Source organism: Streptomyces sp. NPDC020731, from assembly GCF_044334705.1.
In the GTDB taxonomy this organism is placed as follows: domain Bacteria; phylum Actinomycetota; class Actinomycetes; order Streptomycetales; family Streptomycetaceae; genus Streptomyces.
The window spans coordinates 103753-120293 of record NZ_JBIRTN010000004.1 but is presented as its reverse complement, the minus strand read 5'-3'; the positions used below and the strand labels follow the sequence as shown (position 1 = coordinate 120293).

The following is a 16541-nucleotide window of genomic DNA, read 5'->3' as shown; positions in this document are numbered from 1 at the left end:
CCCTCGCACACCTAGGAAGAAAGCGCTTCACCCCGCTCACGCACCACACAGCACGACGTACCGAGAAACGGAGAACAGTCATGGCCCATGCCGCAGCCGTGGCGAAACCGCCCAGGCCATCCCGGCGGCGCCGTGCCTCCGCGACGCCCCGCAGGCTCCCGTACCTGCTGATCGGGCCGGCCGCCCTGCTCATGCTGGGTTTCATCGCCTACCCGGTCATCAGCGTCTTCTACTACAGCCTGCAGAACTACAACCCCACCAAGCCCTGGCGGAACGGCTACGCGGGCTTCGACAACTTCACCCGCATCTTCACCGAGGACCCGCTGTTCTGGGACACCCTCGTCTTCAGCGCCAAGTGGGTCTTCGTCGAGGTCGGACTGCAGCTGCTGTTCGGCCTGGCCCTCGCCCTCATCGTCAACCAGACCTTCGTCGGCCGCGCCATGGGCCGCGCCATGGTCTTCTCGCCGTGGGCCGTCTCCGGCGTGCTGACCTCCGCGATCTGGGTGCTGCTCTACAACTCCCAGACGGGCATCACCCGTTACCTCGCGGACATGGGCATCGGCGACTACGGCGTCAGCTGGCTGTCGGACACCTCCACCGTCTTCCCGGCGGTGGTCGTCGCCGACCTGTGGCGCGGTGTCCCCTTCTTCGCGATCCTCATCCTCGCCGACCTCCAGTCCGTCTCGAAGGACCTCTACGAGGCCGCCGAGGTCGACGGGGCCAGCCGCATCAAGCAGTTCTGGCACATCACGCTGCCGCACCTGAAGGACGCCATCATCCTGTCCACGCTGCTGCGCGCGGTGTGGGAGTTCAACAACGTCGACCTGCTCTACACGCTGACCGGCGGCGGACCCGCGGGCGAGACCACGACACTGCCGCTGTACATCGCCAACACCTCGGTGGACGCCCACAACTTCGGCTACGCGTCGGCCCTGACCACGGTCGCGTTCCTCATCCTGCTCTTCTGCTCGATGGTCTACCTGCGGCTGAGCAAGTTCGGAGGCGAGAAGTGATCACCAAAGAGGCCCCCATGGCCGCCCCCGCCCCCGCGCGCACCACCCCCGAGCCGCCCCGACCGAACAAGAAGCGCCGGGCCTGGGACGAGGCACCCCGCTGGCAGATCTACCTGCCGCTGGGCATCTACCTCGTCTTCACCCTCATCCCCTTCTACTGGATCCTGCTCTTCGCGCTCCGCCCGGCCGGCTCGACCTCGCTCGTGCCCTGGCCGATGACCACCGTCCACTTCGAGAAGGTCTGGACGGACCGTGCCTTCGGCACCTTCTTCTACAACAGCGTGCTGGTCGGCGTCGCCACCCTGATCATGACGACCCTGGTCGCCCTGGCCGGCGGCTACGCGCTCGCCCGGTTCGACTTCAAGATCAAGCGGGCGTTCATGCTGGCCCTGCTCTGCTCCCAGTTCGTGCCCGGCGCGCTGCTGCTCGTCCCGCTGTTCGAGATCTTCGCCGAACTGCAGATGATCAACTCCCTCGGCAGCGTCATCATCGCCGAGACGGTCTTCCAGCTGCCGCTGTCGATCATCCTGATCAGCAACTTCATCAAGAACGTGCCGTACTCCCTGGAGGAGGCCGCCTGGGTCGACGGCTGCAACCGGTTCAGGGCCTTCCGGATGGTCGTCCTGCCGCTGCTGCGGCCCGGTCTGATCGCCGTCGGCTCCTTCGCCTTCGTCCACTCCTGGAACCACTTCCTGTTCGCCCTGATGTTCCTCAACAACCAGGAGAAGCAGACCATCCCGGTCGGCCTCAACACCCTGATGAGCGCGGACAGCGTCGACCTCGGCGCACTCGCCGCGGGCGGCATCATCGCGGCCGTCCCCGTCGTGATCGTGTTCGCCTTCATCCAGAAGTGGCTGATCACCGGGTTCAGCGCGGGGGCGGTGAAGGGATGACCGGACCTCGGACCGCGCCCGGCGCACCCCTGCCCGTCGTCCTCGCCGGCGCCCGCGGCCACGGCCGCTGGCACGTGGCGAACATCCGCCGCCTCGAAGCGGAGGGACTCCTGCGGCTCGCCGGGATCTGCGAGCTCACCCCGCTCACCGAGGACGAGTTCGGCGGTGAACTCCCCGAGCAGTCCGCCGACTTCGGCGCGCTGCTGGAGTCCACCGGCGCCCGGATCGCGGTGATCTGCACCCCGATCCCGACCCACACCGACCTCGCCCTCGCGGCGGCCGAGCGGGGCGTGCACATCCTGCTGGAGAAGCCGCCGGCGCCGTCGTACACCGAGTACCGCCGGATGGCCGACGGGGTCGCCGCGGCCGGGGTGGCCTGCCAGATCGGCTTCCAGTCGCTGGGCTCGCACGCCGTGCCCGCGATCCGCGAACTGGTCGCCGAGGGTGCCGTCGGCCGGGTGGTGGGAATCGGCGGCGCCGGTGCCTGGGTGCGGCCCGAGGAGTACTTCCGCAGGGCGCCCTGGGCGGGCCGGCGTCGGCTGAACGGCGTCGACGTGGTCGACGGTGCGCTGACCAACCCGCTCGCCCACGCCGTCGCCACCGCCCTCGCGCTCGCGGGGAGCACCCGCGCCGAGGACGTCGCCGGCATCGAGACCGAGCTGCTGCGCGCCAACGACATCGAGTCCGACGACACCTCCTGCGTACGGATCACCACCGCGCGGGGCGGTTCGGTCACCGTCGCCGTGACCCTGTGCGCCGAGCGGGCCGACGAGCCGTACGTCCTGGTGCACGGCACCACCGGCCGGATCACCTTCTGGTACAAGCAGGACCGCGTCCTGCTCCAGCGCGCGGGCCACGGCCCCGAGGAGATGCGGTTCGACCGCACCGACCTGCTGGAGAACCTCGTCGCCCACCTCACCGACGGCACCCCCCTGCTGGTCACCCCGGACGGGACGGGCGCCTTCATGCAGGTCGTCGAGGCGATCCGCAAGGCCCCCGACCCGGTCCCGCTGCCCGCCGGCGCCTGGCACCGCGTCCCCGGTGAGAACCGCCGGGTCGTGCCCGGCGTCGACGGTCTGGTCGCGGCCGCCGCCGACACCCTGTCCCTCTACTCCGAGCTGGGCGCCTCCTGGGCCCTGCCCGCCCACCACCTGCCGAAAGAGGTGAGCACCCGATGACCGGCAACGACTCCGTGGTGCTGCGCGTCGCGGGCCGGCCCGTCGGCCGGTACGTCACCCGGCCCGAACTGCCGGCCCGGCTCTCCCCGCGGCCGTACCTGCACCCCGTCACCACCCTGGCCGGCACGGCGGTCACCGAGCTGAGCCCCGCCGACCACGCACACCACCTCGGCGTCGGTGTCGCCGTTCCCGACGTCGAGGGGTTCAACTTCTGGGGCGGACGCACCTACGTCCGCGACCGGGGACCGACCGAGCTGGACAACCACGGCTCCCAGCGGCACACCGCCTACCAGCTGCGCGACCCCGACGGGTTCGTCGAGGAACTGCGCTGGATGGCCGCGCCGGGCGAGCTGCTGCGCGAGCGACGCACGGTCGCCGCCACCGAACTCACGAGCACCGCCTGGGCGCTGGACTTCACCTTCTCCCTCACCAACGTCACAAGTGCGCCGCTCTCCATCGGCAGCCCCGCCACCAACGGCCGCCCCCAAGCCGCGTACGGCGGTTTCTTCTGGCGGGCCCGCAAGGAGGAGACGGCACCGGACGTCTTCACCGCCCGCGCCGAGGGCGAGAGCGAGGTCCACGGCCGGCCCGCCGACTGGATCGCGCTCGCCGGAGCCACCTGGACGCTCGTCCTCGCCGGGGCCACCGAACAGACCCGGCAGGACCCCTGGTTCGTCCGCACCGCCGAATACCCGGGCGTCGGTTCCTCCCTCGCCCACGCCGCACGGCTGCCCCTCCCGCCCGGCGAGACCGTGGTCCGCCGGATCGTCACCGTCGTCGCCGACGGCCGCCTCGACCGGAGCACCGCCGCCGCCCTGGTCCGCAAGGCGGTGAGCCCATGACCGCCGAGCAGACCGACACCGCCTACCGCAACCCGGTCCTGAACGCCGACTGGTCCGACCCGGACGTGATCCGCGTCGGCGACGACTTCTACCTGACCGCCTCCAGCTTCGGCCGCGCCCCCGGACTGCCCCTGCTGCACTCCCGCGACCTGGTCAACTGGACCCTCGTCGGCCATGCTCTCGAACGCCTGGAGCCGGAAGCCGAGTTCACGACGCCCCGGCACGACTGCGGGGTCTGGGCCCCCTCCCTGCGCCACCACGACGACCGGTTCTGGATCTTCTGGGGCGACCCCGACCAGGGCATCTTTCAGATCAACGCCCCCGAGATCCGCGGCCCCTGGACCCGGCCGCTGCTGGTGAAGGCCGGCAAGGGCCTGATCGATCCGTGCCCCCTGTGGGACGACGAGACCGGTGAGGCCTACCTCGTGCACGCCTGGGCGAAGTCCCGCTCCGGCGTCAAGAACCGCCTCACCGGCCACCGGATGCACCCCCACGGCACCGAACTCCTCGACGAGGGAAAGGTGATCGTCGACGCCGACCGCATCCCCGGCTGGTTCACCCTGGAGGGCCCCAAGCTCTACAAGCACGACGGCTGGTTCTGGATCCTCGCCCCCGCCGGGGGAGTGGAGACCGGCTGGCAGGGCGCCTTCCGCTCCCGCGCGTTCTTCGGGCCGTACGAGGAGAAGGTCGTCCTGGAACAGAAGGACACCGACGTCAACGGCCCCCACCAGGGCGGCTGGGTGCGCACCCCGTCCGGCGAGGACTGGTTCCTGCACTTCCAGCAGCGCGGACCGTACGGCCGTGTCGTGCACCTCCAGCCGATGGGCTGGGGCCCGGAGGGCTGGCCGGTCCTCGGGGACGACGGCGCCCCCGTCGCGGGACACCGCCGCCCGGACCTGCCGCCGCAGCCGCCCGCCGCGCCGGCCACCGACGACGACTTCCCCGGTGGACGCCACGGCCGCCAGTGGCAGTGGACCGCCAACCCGAAGGAGGGCTGGGCCACCCAGCACTCCGCCGACGGGCTGCGGCTGACCTGCGTCCGCTCCGCCGACGCGCACGACCTGCGCACACTGCCCCACGTCCTGACCCAGCGGCTGCCCGGCACCCCGTGCACCGTCGAGGTGGAACTGCGGCTCGACAGCGAGGAACCCGGAGCACGCGCCGGGCTCGCGGTCCTCGGGGACGCCTACCGCTGGATCGGTCTCCAGCGCGGCACGGACGGCACGGTGCACCTGGTGCACCGGTTCGCCGAGACGGTCGCCGACAGGGAACGCGACGCCGACCACCCGAGGCCCGCCCCCGGCGGCCGGGCCCTGCTGCGCGTCGACATCGGCGCCGGGGCGCGCTGCCGCTTCTCCTGCGACACCGGGGACGGTTTCCGTCCCACCGGCCAGGTCTTCGCCGCCACCCCCTGGCGCTGGGTCGGCGCCCTGCTCGGCCTGGTCGCCGTGGCACCCACCGGCCAGGGACACGCCGGCGCCGCCACGTTCACACGGTTCCGGATCAGTACCTCGGCGTACGGCTGAACACGGCCGTACGTCCCCGACCGACCCCCCACAACTTCATAGTCCGTTGGATCCAGAAGAAGAGAGCCGACCAATGAAGATCAGCATTCTCAGAAACAGCACAGGCGGGCGCCGCGCGTCGGCCGCCGTCGCCCTGGGGGCCGTGCTCGCCCTGACCGCCACCGCCTGCGGCGACGGCGGCGGCGGCGCGGGCGACGACGGCGCCGAGGGCAGCGGCAAGGGCAAGATCGTCTTCTGGGACAACAACGGCGGTGTCCGCACCGAGATCTGGAAGGAGGTCATCGCCGACTTCGAGAAGGCGAACCCGGACATCGACGTCCAGTACGTCGGTATCGCCTCCACCGAGTACCAGTCCAAGGTCGACACCGCCATCCAGGGCGGCGGCCTGCCGGACGTCGGCGGCATCAGCGCCTCGATGCTCGCGGGCTTCGCCGCCCAGGGAGCGCTCGACACGCTGGACTTCCGCCTGGCCAAGTCCCCGCTGAACGGCAAGCTCAACAAGGACATGATCGAGTCGCTGCGCGCCGCGGGCGGCGGGGACGACAAGCTGTACTCGATCCCGACCTCGGCGAACAACGGTGTCCTGTACTACCGCACCGACCTGTTCGAGAAGGCGGGCCTGGAGGAGCCGACCACCTGGGACCGGTTCTACGAGGCCGCCGAGAAGCTGACGAACAAGGGCAAGAACGAGTTCGGCTACACCATCCGCGGCGGCGCCGGCTCCATCGCCCAGGCCCTGGACGCGATGTACGGGCAGTCCGGCATCACCTCGTTCTGGGACTCCAGCGGCAAGAAGACCACGGTCAACGACCCGAAGAACGTCGAGGCCCTGGAGAAGTACGCGGGCCTGTTCAAGAAGGCCACCCCCGCGGCCGACCTGAACAACGACTTCACCAAGATGACCGCGCAGTGGGACACCGGCACGATCGGCATGCTGAACCACAACCTCGGTTCGTACCAGGACCACGTCAAGGCGCTCACCACCGACAAGTTCCGGGGCATCCCGCAGCCGACCGGACCCGGCGGCAAGCGGGTCCAGGTCTCCAACCCGGTCGACGGCATCGGCCTGTTCAAGGGTTCCAAGAACAAGGAGGCCGCCTGGAAGTTCATCGAGTTCGCCACGTCCGCGCAGTCGAACTCGAAGTTCAACGAGTCGGCCGGACAGGTGCCGGCGCACGCGGACGCCGCGAAGGACGAGTGGATCGGCAAGGCGGAGCCCACGAAGCTGGCGGCCGAGGCGCTGAACGACGGGTCCACGACCATCGTCCAGCTGCCGTACTACCTGCCGGACTGGAACACGATCTCCAAGGCGGACAACGAGCCGAACTTCCAGAAGGTTCTGCTGGGGGACATGAGTGCGAAGGAATTCCTGGACACGATGGCCGGGCAGCTGAACGAGGCTCAGGCGGAGTGGCAGGAGCAGATGGGTTAAGCAACGGTTTCGCCGTGGGACGGCCCGTGGTTCTCGGGCTGCGGGCCGTCCCCGGCTTGTCGCGTCCACGCGGCGGGGCCGCACATCGATGCGGCCCCGCGCCCCTGAAGGGGCGCTCCACAGCCCCCTGTTGAAAGGCACAGCTTGTGTCACTCACGCGCAGACAGGTTGCCGCTGCCGGGATCGGCGTTCCTCTCGCTCTCGCCATGAACGGGACCGCGGAAGCAACGCCCGGTCGGCGTTCCCGCACCCTCTACATCGCCGGTGACTCCACCGCCGCCCAGAAGTACGCCGACGCCGCGCCCGAGACCGGGTGGGGGATGGCGTTGCCCTTCCTGCTCCACCGGCATCTCACGGTCGCCAATCACGCCGTGAACGGGCGGAGTTCCAAGAGCTTCGTCGACGAGGGGCGCCTCGGGGTGATCCTCTCCTCGATCCGGCCCGGTGACCTCCTCCTCGTCCAGTTCGCGCACAACGACGAGAAGACCGCCGATCCCACCCGCCACACCGAGCCCTGGTCGACGTACCAGGAGTATCTGCGGATGTACGTCGAGGGGGCGCGGGCCCGTGGGGCGCGGCCCGTGCTGGCCACCGCCGTGGAGCGGCGGCGGTTCGACGCGGACGGGCGTGCCGTGCCGAGCCACGGGGAGTACCCGGTGGCGATGCGGGCGCTGGCCGCCGAGGAGCGGGTCGCGCTGCTCGACATCCAGGCACTGTCGCTGGCGTTGTGGCAGGAGCTCGGGGGCGAGGAGACCAAGAAGTACTTCAACTGGACGGCGGCCGAGCAGGACAACACGCACTTCAATCCGCCGGGCGCGATCGCCGTGGCGCGGCTGGTCGCCCGGGAACTGCTGCGCACCCGGGTGCTCGCGCCGCGCGACGTGCGCCGACTGGACGCGGAGATCCCTCAGGCGTGGATCACCTGGCCGGAAGCCGTCGCGTAACACCCCCTGGACCGTGAACAAAGGAGAGCCGCACCATGAGCACATCTGGATGGCATGGGCATGCCACAGTGAGAGCCGCCTCGCTGGCCGGCTGCACCGCCCTCGTGCTGGCCCTGACCGGCACCGGCGCCCAGGCCCACTCCCCGTCGCACCACCACCGTGACGCCGCCCGGCAGACGCTGGGCGCGGGCGACGGCTGGGCCTCCTACGGCACCGGCACCACCGGAGGCGCCGCCGCCGACCGCGAACACGTCCACACCGTGCGCACCTGGGCCGAGTTCAAGGCGGCCCTGGCGGACGGCGGAGACGCACCGAAGATCATCAAGGTGAAGGGGACCATCGACGCGGTCTCCGAGGGCTGCGAGGCGTTCGCCGCGCCCGGCTACGACTTCGACGCCTACCTGGAGGCGTACGCGCCGGAGACCTGGGGCCTGGAGCAGGACCTGAGCGCCGAGCCGGACGACAGCCAGGAGGGCCTGCGCAGGACCTCCGCCGCCGCCCAGGACACGGCCATCAAGGCGACCGTCCCCTCCAACACCACGATCATCGGTGTCGGCCGGAACGCCGGCATCAAGGGTGCCAGCCTGCAGATCAAGGGCGTGGACAACGTCATCGTCCGCAACCTCGCCCTCGAAAGCCCGATCGACTGCTTCCCGCAGTGGGACCCGACCGACGGCGACCAGGGCAACTGGAACTCCGAGTACGACACCGCCGTCGTCCACGGCTCCACCCACGTCTGGCTGGACCACAACACGTTCACCGACGGCGAGCACCCGGACAGCGAGGCCCCGACCCACTTCGGCATGCTGTACCAGCAGCACGACGGCGAGCTGGACATCGTCAAGGGCGCCAACTACGTCACCGCCTCCTGGAACGTCTTCACCGAGCACGACAAGACGATCCTGATCGGCAACAGCGACAGCGAGTCCACCGCCGTCGGCGACCGGGGCAGGCTGAAGGCGACCTTCCACCACAACCTGTTCTCCGGCCTGGTCGAGCGCGCGCCCCGCGTCCGCTTCGGACAGGTCGACGTGTACAACAACCACTTCGTGGCGGAGACCGGCTACGCCTACAGCTTCGGCGTCGGCAAGGAGTCCCAGCTCGTCGCCGAACACAACGCGTTCACCCTGGCCAAGGGCATCAGCCCGGCGAAGATCCTCAAGAAGTGGAGCGAGGCGCCGCTCACCGCCGAGCACAACGTGGTCAACGGCAGGCGCGTGGACCTGATCGCCGTGCACAACGCGGAGATCCCGGCCGAGACCCTCCGGTCCGGCGCCGGCTGGACGCCCACCCTGCGCACCGCCGTCCACCCGGCCCGGGTCGTCCCGTTCCTGGTCGGGCACGGCGCGGGCGCCGGCCGTATCCGCTGACCCTCCCCGACAGCCGGCCGGGGCGGTCCGCCCCCACCGCGGACCGTCCCGGCCCGTCCGACGTCACCCAAGGAGCACCCGCATGCCCTCGCCCCTGTCCAGAAGGAACTTCCTGCTCACCGGTGCCACGTCCGCCGCCGCGCTCGCCCTGTCCGCCGCCCCGGCGCAGGCCGGCCACCGGCCCCGCCGCCCGTTCGGCCGGTACGGCTCACCGTCCGCCCGGCTCACCCCCGGGACCCTGTACGTCCATCCGCGCGGCGCCGGTGACTTCACCGGCGTCCAGGCCGCCGTCACCGCCGCGACCGGCACCGGACGCACCCTCGTCATCGCCCCGGGCACCTACCGCGAGACGGTCTCCGTCGACGCCGACCGCACCGGCATGACCTGGCTCGGCGCCTCCGAGGACCCCCGCGACGTGGTGATCGTCCACGACAACGCGGCCGGCACCCCCAAACCGGACGGCTCCGGCACCTACGGCACCTCCGGCTCCGCCACCACCACCGTGCGCCCCGACGGCTTCACCGCCCGCTGGATCACCTTCGCCAACGACTGGCTGCGCACCGACCTCCCCGGCACCAGCGGCACCCAGGCCGTCGCCCTCAAGGTGCAGGGCGACCGCAGCGCCTTCACCCACTGCCGGTTCCTCGGCCACCAGGACACCCTGTACGCCGACTCCCTGTCCCTGGACACCTTCGCCCGACAGTACTTCTCCCACTGCTACGCCGAGGGCGACGTCGACTTCGTCTTCGGCCGGGCCACCGCCGTCTTCGAGCACTGCCACTTCCGCACCCTGGTCCGCCCCGACCTGGCGGCGGCGCCGTACGGCTTCGTGTTCGCGCCCTCCACCGCAGGCGCCAACCCGCGCGGCTACCTGGTCACCCGGAGCAGGATCAGCAGCGAGGCCCCCGACGGCTTCTACAAGCTGGCCCGCCCCTGGGTGCCCAGCTCCGACCGCACCGCCCGCCCGATGCTCACCGTCCGCGAGACCCGGCTCGGCGCCGGCATCGACGCGGTCGCGCCGTACACCGACATGGCGAGCGGCTACCCCTGGCAGGACCAGAGGTTCGCCGAGTACCGCAACACCGGCCCCGGCGCCGTGATCACCGTCCCCGAGAACAGGCCTCAGCTCACCCGCGCGGAGGCCGCTTCTCAGACGCGCGAGGCGTACCTCGGCGACTGGCGGCCGTATGCCCGCCACCGGTGACCTGCCCGGATTCCACACGGCGCTCAAGGACGAGCTGACCTTCCCGCTCGCCTGGGGCACCTCGCCGGTCCGGGACTTCGAAGCGTGGCGGCGCACGGCCCGCGCGGTGGTCGAGGAACACCTCCTCGTCGACCGGCAGGACGGGACGCCGTACGCCCCGGAGTTCACCGCCCGTACGGACGGCGACGGATACACGCGGGAGCTGGTCACCCTCTCCCTCACCCGCCACGGACGGGTCCGCGGCGCCCTGCTCACCCCGCGGGGCGCCGGCCCGTTCCCGGCGGTCCTGCTGCTGCACGACCACGGGTCCCGGTTCGACATCGGCAAGGAGAAGGGCGTCCGGCCCTGGTACGACGACAGCCGCCTCGCCTCCGCCGAGGAGTGGGCGGACCGGTGCTTCGACGGGCGCTTCGTCGGCGACGAACTGGCCCGGCGGGGGTACGTGGTGTTCTGTGCGGACGCCCTCGGCTGGGGCGACCGCGAGCCGCTCGCCTACGAGCGGCAGCAGGCCCTGGCGAGCACCCTCTACCACCTCGGCTCCTCGCTCGCCGGACTGCACGCCCGCGAGGACCAGCGGGCCGCGGCCTTCCTGGCCGGCCTGGACCGGGTGGACGCCGGCCGGGTCGCCGCCGTCGGGTTCTCCATGGGCGGCCACCGCGCCTGGCAGGCCGCCGCGCTCAGTGACCACATCGCCGCCGCGGTCAGCGTGTGCTGGATGACGGGGCTCAAGGAGATGATGGTGCCCGGCAACAACACCCTGCGCGGGCAGTCGGCGTTCCACATGCTCCACCCGGGGCTCGCCCGGCACCTCGACATCCCCGACGTGGCGAGCATCGCCGCGCCGAAGCCGATGCTGTTCTTCCACGGCGGGCGCGACGCCCTGTTCCCCGCTGACGGGGTGCGGGTCGCGTACGACAGGCTGCGGGCCGTCTGGCGCTCGCGCGGCGCCGGGGAGCGGCTGCGGCTGAAGACGTGGCCGGAGCGCGGCCACGTCTTCGACGCCGCGATGCAGGACGAGGCCTACGCCTGGCTGGAGTCGGTCACCGCCGCGCCGGCCTGACCGACCCCAGGGTCGGCACCACCGGCTCGATGCTGCCGTCGGCCGCGAACTCCAGACGGTCGATCGTGGTCTCCCGGTGGGTGCCGTCCCCGCCGGACTGTCCGGGGCCGTTCAGCGCGAACCGGTGGTAGACGATGTACCAGTCGTCGGTGCCGGGGGTGTTGACCACGGAGTGGTGACCGGTGCCGAGGATGCCGTACTCGGGGCGCTTGGACAGGATCGTGCCCCGCTCGGTCCACGGGCCGAGCGGGGACGGGCCGGTCGCGTAGGCCACGTGGTAGTTCTCGCTGCGGGTGTCGTCCTCGGACCACATGAAGTAGTACGTGCCGTCGCGCTTCACGACGAAGGAGCCCTCGCGGAAGTCGCCCGGGGTGATGTCCTTCACCTCGGACGCGTCGAAGGACACCATGCCGTCGTCGAGCGGGACCACGTAGCCGTGCCCGTTGCCCCAGTACAGGTACGACTGCCCGTCGTCGTCGGTGAACACGGCCGGGTCGATCATCTGGCCGCTGAACTGCGTCTTCCCGATCAGGGGTGTGCCGAGCGCGTCCTTGAACGGGCCGGCCGGGGAGTCGGCCACCGCGACGCCGATCTGCTGCTCGGCGCAGAAGTAGAAGTAGTACTTCCCGTCGCGTTCCGCGATCGCGGGCGCCCAGGCGTTCCTGTCGGCCCAGGACACGTCCGGCCCCAGGTCGAGGATCACGCCGTGGTCCTTCCAGTGGACCAGGTCCTTCGACGAGAACGCCTTGAACCGTGTCCCGCCCCAGCCGGGGAAGCCGTCCGTGGTCGGGTAGATCCAGTACCGGCCGTCCATGTACCGCACGTCGGGGTCCGCGTACAGACCGGGCAGCACAGGGCTGCGGGTGGGCACCGCCTCCACCGTCCAGGTGCGCCTCGTGCCGTCGGCGGCCGTCACCGTGTAGGCCTGCGGCTCGCGGAAGTCACGGCGCGCACCGGGCCCCGGGCCGACCGTCGCGCCCTCGCCCACCCACAGCTTCGGCGCGAGGTGCCGCAGGTTCGCGCCCGGTTCCATCGGCAGCACGACCTTGCTCGTCTCCTCGCTGACGACGGCGTACCCCTTCTGGCCGGGGACCGTGGCGTCCACGAGCGACGTGGGGCTCTCCGGGTACGCGGCCAGCAGCCGGTCGTACTCCGCCTGCGTCACCGGGATGACGGTGCCGTGCCGCGGGCTCGCGGGCAGCTGGTAGTCCGTCGACGGGGTCCACTCGCCCGAGCCGAGGTCGGTGGTCTCGAAGGGGAGGTAGCCCCGGCCGCCGTACTCGTCGATGAACAGGTACCACTTCTCCTCGGTGTTCGACTTGAACACCGTCGGCCCCTCGCCCCGGCTCATCGCGCCGCTGCCGATGCAGTCGGAGACGAAGTCGTACGAGGTGTCGGTCAGCGACGACGACTTCTCGCCGGTGATGAACTTCGAGCAGGGCGAGCCGGAGGCCGGGTCGCGCTCGTCCTTGGTGTAGCGGTAGTACGTGCCCTCGTGCGCGACGACGGTCGAGTCGATGACCGAGTAGCCCGGGTCGTTCCAGACCTCCGGCTCGCTGAAGGTGCGGAAGTCCTTCGTGGTCGCGTACAGCATCTTGTTGTACGTCGAACCGGTGTGGTCCGGGTCGTCGTCGGCGTACAGCTTGGACGCCCAGAAGACGACGTACGCGTCCAGCTCGTCGTCCCAGTAGGCCTCCGGGGCCCAGGTGTTGCCCGCGTTGTCCGGGGAGACCTTCACCAGGCGCTGGTCGGTCCAGTGGACCAGGTCGGTGGACTCCCACACCATGATCGACTTGCTGCCGTGCCGCTGGACCTGGTCCCAGCTGCCGCTGCTGCCGCGGTACATCCGCAGGTCGGTGGCGATCATGTAGAACCTGTCGCCCCCGGGGGAACGGATCACGAACGGGTCGCGCAGCCCCTTCTCGCCGGTCGTGGAGGTCAGCACCGGCCGGCCGGCGTTCAGCTCGCGCCAGTGCAGGGCGTCGTTGCCGCGGCTGAGGGCGTAGCGGATCTGCTCGCCGTCGGCGGTGCCCTCGCCGGTGAAGTAGGCGAAGAGGTAACCGGCGTACGCGGGCTTCTTCACGGGCGGTGCTCCGGAGTGTGCGGTGCCCGGCGGGTCGGCGAGCAGGGTGAGGAGAAGGGCGAGGAACGGGACGAGAAGCGTGCGACGGGCGGTGTGGCGGCGCATGACACTTCCTGTCGAAGTCTGAGGGATTCTGTTGTTTCTCGGAGTGTCACCAGTGGAGTGAGGGGCGTCAACAGATGCGGGCGGGGCGGGGAGTGCCGAAAGTTTTCGGGTGTTTTCGCTGTTCGGGGCCTCGGACAACGACGAACGCCCCGCCGGATGTGAACCGGCGGGGCGTCCTGGTGGCGGTCCGGATGGGGGTCCGGACCGCCGGGGTGCCGGCCGTCCGAGGGGGGCTCGGACGGTACCGGTCACCGGGCCGCCGGACGTCGAGACGGCGGCCCGGGGTCATGGGCCCGGCGGGGTCACTTGTAGGTGATGTCCGACGCCGAGAACTTGCAGTACGTGCCGTCGGCGCCGGAGCCGAGGTCCTTCGGCTCCTTGCCCGTGTTGTTGCCCTGGTAGCGGGTGCAGGTCTTGATCTTCTTCTTGCTGTCGCCCTGGATGCGGATCTCCGACAGCGTGGCGGTGTCGCCGTAGTTGGTGTTGATGCCGACGAGGGACTTGCCGGGTGCGACGACGTCGATGTCCTTCAGCACGATCGTGCGCTTGTACTGCTTCTTGCAGTTGCCGCAGGAGCGCACCAGCTTGCCGAAGTCCTCGACCCGGAAGCCGCTCACGGTCAGCGTGCCGGCGCCGTTGAACTGCAGCACCTTGTCGTCGGCCTTCTTCGCGCCGCCGCCGATCACCTTGTACCGGGCCGACGAGGACGTGCCCTTGAAGCTGGCGGCGTCCTCGCCGACGTCCAGCCACCACACGTTCTGCAGCGTGCAACTGCCCTTGCAGTGCACGCCGTCGGCGGCCGGGGTCCCGATGATCACGTTCTTCAGCGTGGCGCCGTCGGCCAGCTCGAAGACCGGGTCCTGGCCCTCGTCCTGGCCGTCGCCGCCCAGGGCGCCGGTGCCGTAGAACTTCTTCATGCCGCCGTCGTACGTCCCGGAGACCGGAACGGTCTTCGACACCGGCTTGCTGCCGGTGTCCGAGGGCCAGGACGAGGCGGCGCCCGCGGTGGACAGCATCGTCGTGGTGACGATCGCCGCCCCTGTGATGCCGAGCGCGGAGACTCCGGCGATCACGGCCCGCCGCTTGGTGGTCCGGCGGCGGTGGGAGACGCGCTGTTCGGGTCGTGCAGTCATGCGCAATGTCCTTGCATGGAGGGGTCTTTGCGTCTTCTGGTCGCCGCCGCTCCGGAAAGGGTTGCCGCCTCGGACGATCTTTTTTTACGAGTCCTCTTCGTCCGCCGCGTCCTTGTCGTCCTGAGCCGCGAAATCGCCGTCGACCGCGAGCTGTCCGGAGCCGGTACCGGCCCTCGCCGCGTAGGTGTCCTCCCCGGCGTCCCGGCCGCCGCGTTCGTGGTCGTACTGCCCGGCGAAGAGCCACTCGCCGGGCTCGACCGTACGGCCGTCCTCGAGGGTCCAGGTGTAGACGAGGAAGCCGTCCCGTTCGTCCACCGAGAGCTCGAAGTCGTCCTCGGGCAGCGAGCGCCAGGCACCCGTGGAGGTCACCCCGCCGGTCTGTGCGATCCGCAGTTCCACGGTGAGCGAGGTCAGCCGCTCGGTGGTCTTCAGGGTGACGTTGCTCTGCGCCCAGAACTCGTTGCTGTGCGGGTCCACCGAACCGTCCGACCACAGCGGCCCGTCCTCGACCCCGGCCGGCGGCCGGGACGGACCGTCGGACGAACTCGGCGTCCTCGCGGGCGGGGTGGCCGTGTTCCGCGACCGCTCCGGGGTGTCCGGATCGGGGTTCACCGGCGGCTCGGGCCGGCTCGTCGCCTCCGGGGACGGCGTGGGCGTCGGAGAGACGGCCACCTGCCGCTGCGGCGTCTCCTCGCCCTGCACCGACGACGCGACCGCGTAACCGCCCACCGCCAGCACCCCGGCCACCGCGGCCGTCGCGCCCGCCACCCGGACCCAGCCGAACAGCGGCGGACGCGTGGCCCGGTGCTCCGGGCGGGCCGGTCCGGCCATGCCTCGCTCCACCCGGGCCAGCATGTGCTCCCGGTCGGGCTCGTGCGCCCCGGCCGCCTCGTGCAGCCGGGCGCGCAGCTCCTCGTGCACGTCCCGCCGCATCGTCATCGGTCCCTTCCCGTGGCCCCGTCGGGGCGTTCGTGCACGCTCTCGGCCGTCTTCCCGCCCGCGGTGGCCGCCACCGCCGCGTGCACCCGACGCGGTACCTCCCGCGTGCCCAGCAGCCGCTGCAGTTCGGTCATCCCCTTCGAGGTCTGGCTCTTCACCGTACCCACCGAGACACCCAGAGCCAGCGCGGTGTCCTTCTCCGACAGGTCGAAGGCGTGTCGCAGCACCACACACGCCCGCTTGCGGAACGGCAGCCGGCGCAGCGCCTCCTGCACGTCCACCACCCCCGGCACGTCGGGGTTCTCGATCCGTTCCTCGCGCGGTGACCAGAACAGCGCGATCCGCCGCCGTTCGCGCACCGCGCTGCGGATCCGGGTACGGGCCAGATTGGCCACCACGCCCCGGGCGTACGCCGCCGGATGGTCGGCGGCGCGCACCCGGTCCCAGCGGTGCCACAGCGCCAGCAGCGCGTCCGCCGCCAGATCGTCGGCGGTGTCCGCCTCACCCGTCAGCAGATGAGCCAGCCGGGACAGTTCGGCGTAGTGGCGTTCGAAGAACGCGTGGAACTCCACGGAGGCGGCGTCGTCGACGACGGTGCCCACGGGCGACCTCCCCTCGCAGCGGCGTCGGGCGCCCGTCGGGCACCGATGACGGTGTGTGTCATGTAGATGACATGTGGATGTCCGGAGTGACCGGCGTGAGTTCCGGAGCGTAGCAGTGGTCATTCACAGGTTCGTGCGGAGGGTCGAACGGTGTCTGGCCGGCCGGTATGCACATCCCTCACACGGGCCGCGGCGGAACGAGGTTCAACGCGGGCCC

The 16541-nt window shown here is 70.9% G+C and carries 14 protein-coding genes; 10 read left to right on the top strand and 4 right to left on the bottom strand.

From position 1 onward, the window contains the following. Positions 1-80 precede the first annotated feature (80 nt). The 10 genes from ACH4VX_RS07565 to ACH4VX_RS07520 all read left to right on the top strand — a co-directional run bounded on the left by ACH4VX_RS07565 (position 81) and on the right by ACH4VX_RS07520 (position 11462). Positions 81-1013: a carbohydrate ABC transporter permease gene (locus ACH4VX_RS07565; protein WP_398366423.1), complete on the top strand. Its 933-nt coding sequence runs from the start codon at positions 81-83 to the stop codon at positions 1011-1013. Beyond that, complete coding sequence (locus tag ACH4VX_RS07560) at positions 1010-1906, top strand: carbohydrate ABC transporter permease (protein WP_398366422.1); 897 nt, start codon at positions 1010-1012, stop codon at positions 1904-1906. The genes ACH4VX_RS07565 and ACH4VX_RS07560 overlap by 4 nt, the downstream gene beginning before the upstream one ends. Further along, positions 1903-3084: a Gfo/Idh/MocA family protein gene (locus tag ACH4VX_RS07555; RefSeq protein ID WP_398366421.1), complete on the top strand. Its 1182-nt coding sequence runs from the start codon at positions 1903-1905 to the stop codon at positions 3082-3084. The genes ACH4VX_RS07560 and ACH4VX_RS07555 overlap by 4 nt, the downstream gene beginning before the upstream one ends. After that, positions 3081-3926, top strand: a complete 846-nt coding sequence (locus tag ACH4VX_RS07550) for a PmoA family protein (protein ID WP_398366420.1) — start codon at positions 3081-3083, stop codon at positions 3924-3926. The genes ACH4VX_RS07555 and ACH4VX_RS07550 overlap by 4 nt, the downstream gene beginning before the upstream one ends. After that, positions 3923-5452, top strand: coding sequence for a family 43 glycosylhydrolase (locus ACH4VX_RS07545; protein WP_398366419.1), 1530 nt, complete (start codon positions 3923-3925; stop codon positions 5450-5452). The genes ACH4VX_RS07550 and ACH4VX_RS07545 overlap by 4 nt, the downstream gene beginning before the upstream one ends. 73 nt (positions 5453-5525) lie before the next feature. Further along, positions 5526-6884, top strand: coding sequence for an ABC transporter substrate-binding protein (locus ACH4VX_RS07540; RefSeq protein WP_398366418.1), 1359 nt, complete (start codon positions 5526-5528; stop codon positions 6882-6884). A gap of 146 nt (positions 6885-7030) precedes the next feature. After that, on the top strand, positions 7031-7828 hold the full coding sequence (locus ACH4VX_RS07535) for a rhamnogalacturonan acetylesterase (RefSeq protein ID WP_398366417.1): 798 nt from the start codon (positions 7031-7033) through the stop codon (positions 7826-7828). 35 nt (positions 7829-7863) lie between these two features. Further along, positions 7864-9198, top strand: coding sequence for a polysaccharide lyase family 1 protein (locus tag ACH4VX_RS07530; protein ID WP_398366416.1), 1335 nt, complete (start codon positions 7864-7866; stop codon positions 9196-9198). A gap of 82 nt (positions 9199-9280) precedes the next feature. Next, complete coding sequence (locus ACH4VX_RS07525) at positions 9281-10402, top strand: pectinesterase family protein (RefSeq protein WP_398366415.1); 1122 nt, start codon at positions 9281-9283, stop codon at positions 10400-10402. Next, positions 10386-11462 (top strand): dienelactone hydrolase family protein, encoded by a 1077-nt coding sequence (locus ACH4VX_RS07520; protein ID WP_398366414.1) that lies wholly within the window; start codon positions 10386-10388, stop codon positions 11460-11462. The genes ACH4VX_RS07525 and ACH4VX_RS07520 overlap by 17 nt, the downstream gene beginning before the upstream one ends. On the opposite strand, the gene ACH4VX_RS07515 is transcribed toward ACH4VX_RS07520, so the two are convergent. The 4 genes from ACH4VX_RS07515 to ACH4VX_RS07500 form a co-directional block, all read right to left on the bottom strand. Next, positions 11443-13650, bottom strand: coding sequence for a family 43 glycosylhydrolase (locus ACH4VX_RS07515; RefSeq protein WP_398366413.1), 2208 nt, complete (start codon positions 13648-13650; stop codon positions 11443-11445). The genes ACH4VX_RS07520 and ACH4VX_RS07515 overlap by 20 nt on opposite strands. A gap of 302 nt (positions 13651-13952) precedes the next feature. Beyond that, the gene (locus ACH4VX_RS07510) at positions 13953-14783 is read right to left on the bottom strand and encodes a pectate lyase (protein WP_398366412.1); all 831 of its coding nucleotides are present in this window, start codon (positions 14781-14783) and stop codon (positions 13953-13955) included. Between the two features lie 84 nt (positions 14784-14867). Then, positions 14868-15722 (bottom strand): hypothetical protein, encoded by an 855-nt coding sequence (locus tag ACH4VX_RS07505; RefSeq protein ID WP_398366411.1) that lies wholly within the window; start codon positions 15720-15722, stop codon positions 14868-14870. Next, positions 15719-16324 (bottom strand): SigE family RNA polymerase sigma factor, encoded by a 606-nt coding sequence (locus ACH4VX_RS07500; RefSeq protein ID WP_398366410.1) that lies wholly within the window; start codon positions 16322-16324, stop codon positions 15719-15721. The genes ACH4VX_RS07505 and ACH4VX_RS07500 overlap by 4 nt, the downstream gene beginning before the upstream one ends. Positions 16325-16541 lie beyond the last annotated feature (217 nt).

What these genes read in the sequence shown, in the direction of transcription:
- ACH4VX_RS07565 (WP_398366423.1), top strand. Translation starts at nt 81, where the DNA reads ATGGCCCATGCCGCAGCCGTGGCGAAACCGCCCAGGCCATCCCGGCGG.
- ACH4VX_RS07555 (WP_398366421.1), top strand. Translation starts at nt 1,903, where the DNA reads ATGACCGGACCTCGGACCGCGCCCGGCGCACCCCTGCCCGTCGTCCTC.
- ACH4VX_RS07550 (WP_398366420.1), top strand. Translation starts at nt 3,081, where the DNA reads ATGACCGGCAACGACTCCGTGGTGCTGCGCGTCGCGGGCCGGCCCGTC.
- ACH4VX_RS07545 (WP_398366419.1), top strand. Translation starts at nt 3,923, where the DNA reads ATGACCGCCGAGCAGACCGACACCGCCTACCGCAACCCGGTCCTGAAC.
- ACH4VX_RS07540 (WP_398366418.1), top strand. Translation starts at nt 5,526, where the DNA reads ATGAAGATCAGCATTCTCAGAAACAGCACAGGCGGGCGCCGCGCGTCG.
- ACH4VX_RS07530 (WP_398366416.1), top strand. Translation starts at nt 7,864, where the DNA reads ATGAGCACATCTGGATGGCATGGGCATGCCACAGTGAGAGCCGCCTCG.
- ACH4VX_RS07525 (WP_398366415.1), top strand. Translation starts at nt 9,281, where the DNA reads ATGCCCTCGCCCCTGTCCAGAAGGAACTTCCTGCTCACCGGTGCCACG.
- ACH4VX_RS07520 (WP_398366414.1), top strand. Translation starts at nt 10,386, where the DNA reads ATGCCCGCCACCGGTGACCTGCCCGGATTCCACACGGCGCTCAAGGAC.
- ACH4VX_RS07515 (WP_398366413.1), bottom strand. Translation starts at nt 13,650, where the DNA reads ATGCGCCGCCACACCGCCCGTCGCACGCTTCTCGTCCCGTTCCTCGCC.
- ACH4VX_RS07510 (WP_398366412.1), bottom strand. Translation starts at nt 14,783, where the DNA reads ATGACTGCACGACCCGAACAGCGCGTCTCCCACCGCCGCCGGACCACC.
- ACH4VX_RS07505 (WP_398366411.1), bottom strand. Translation starts at nt 15,722, where the DNA reads ATGACGATGCGGCGGGACGTGCACGAGGAGCTGCGCGCCCGGCTGCAC.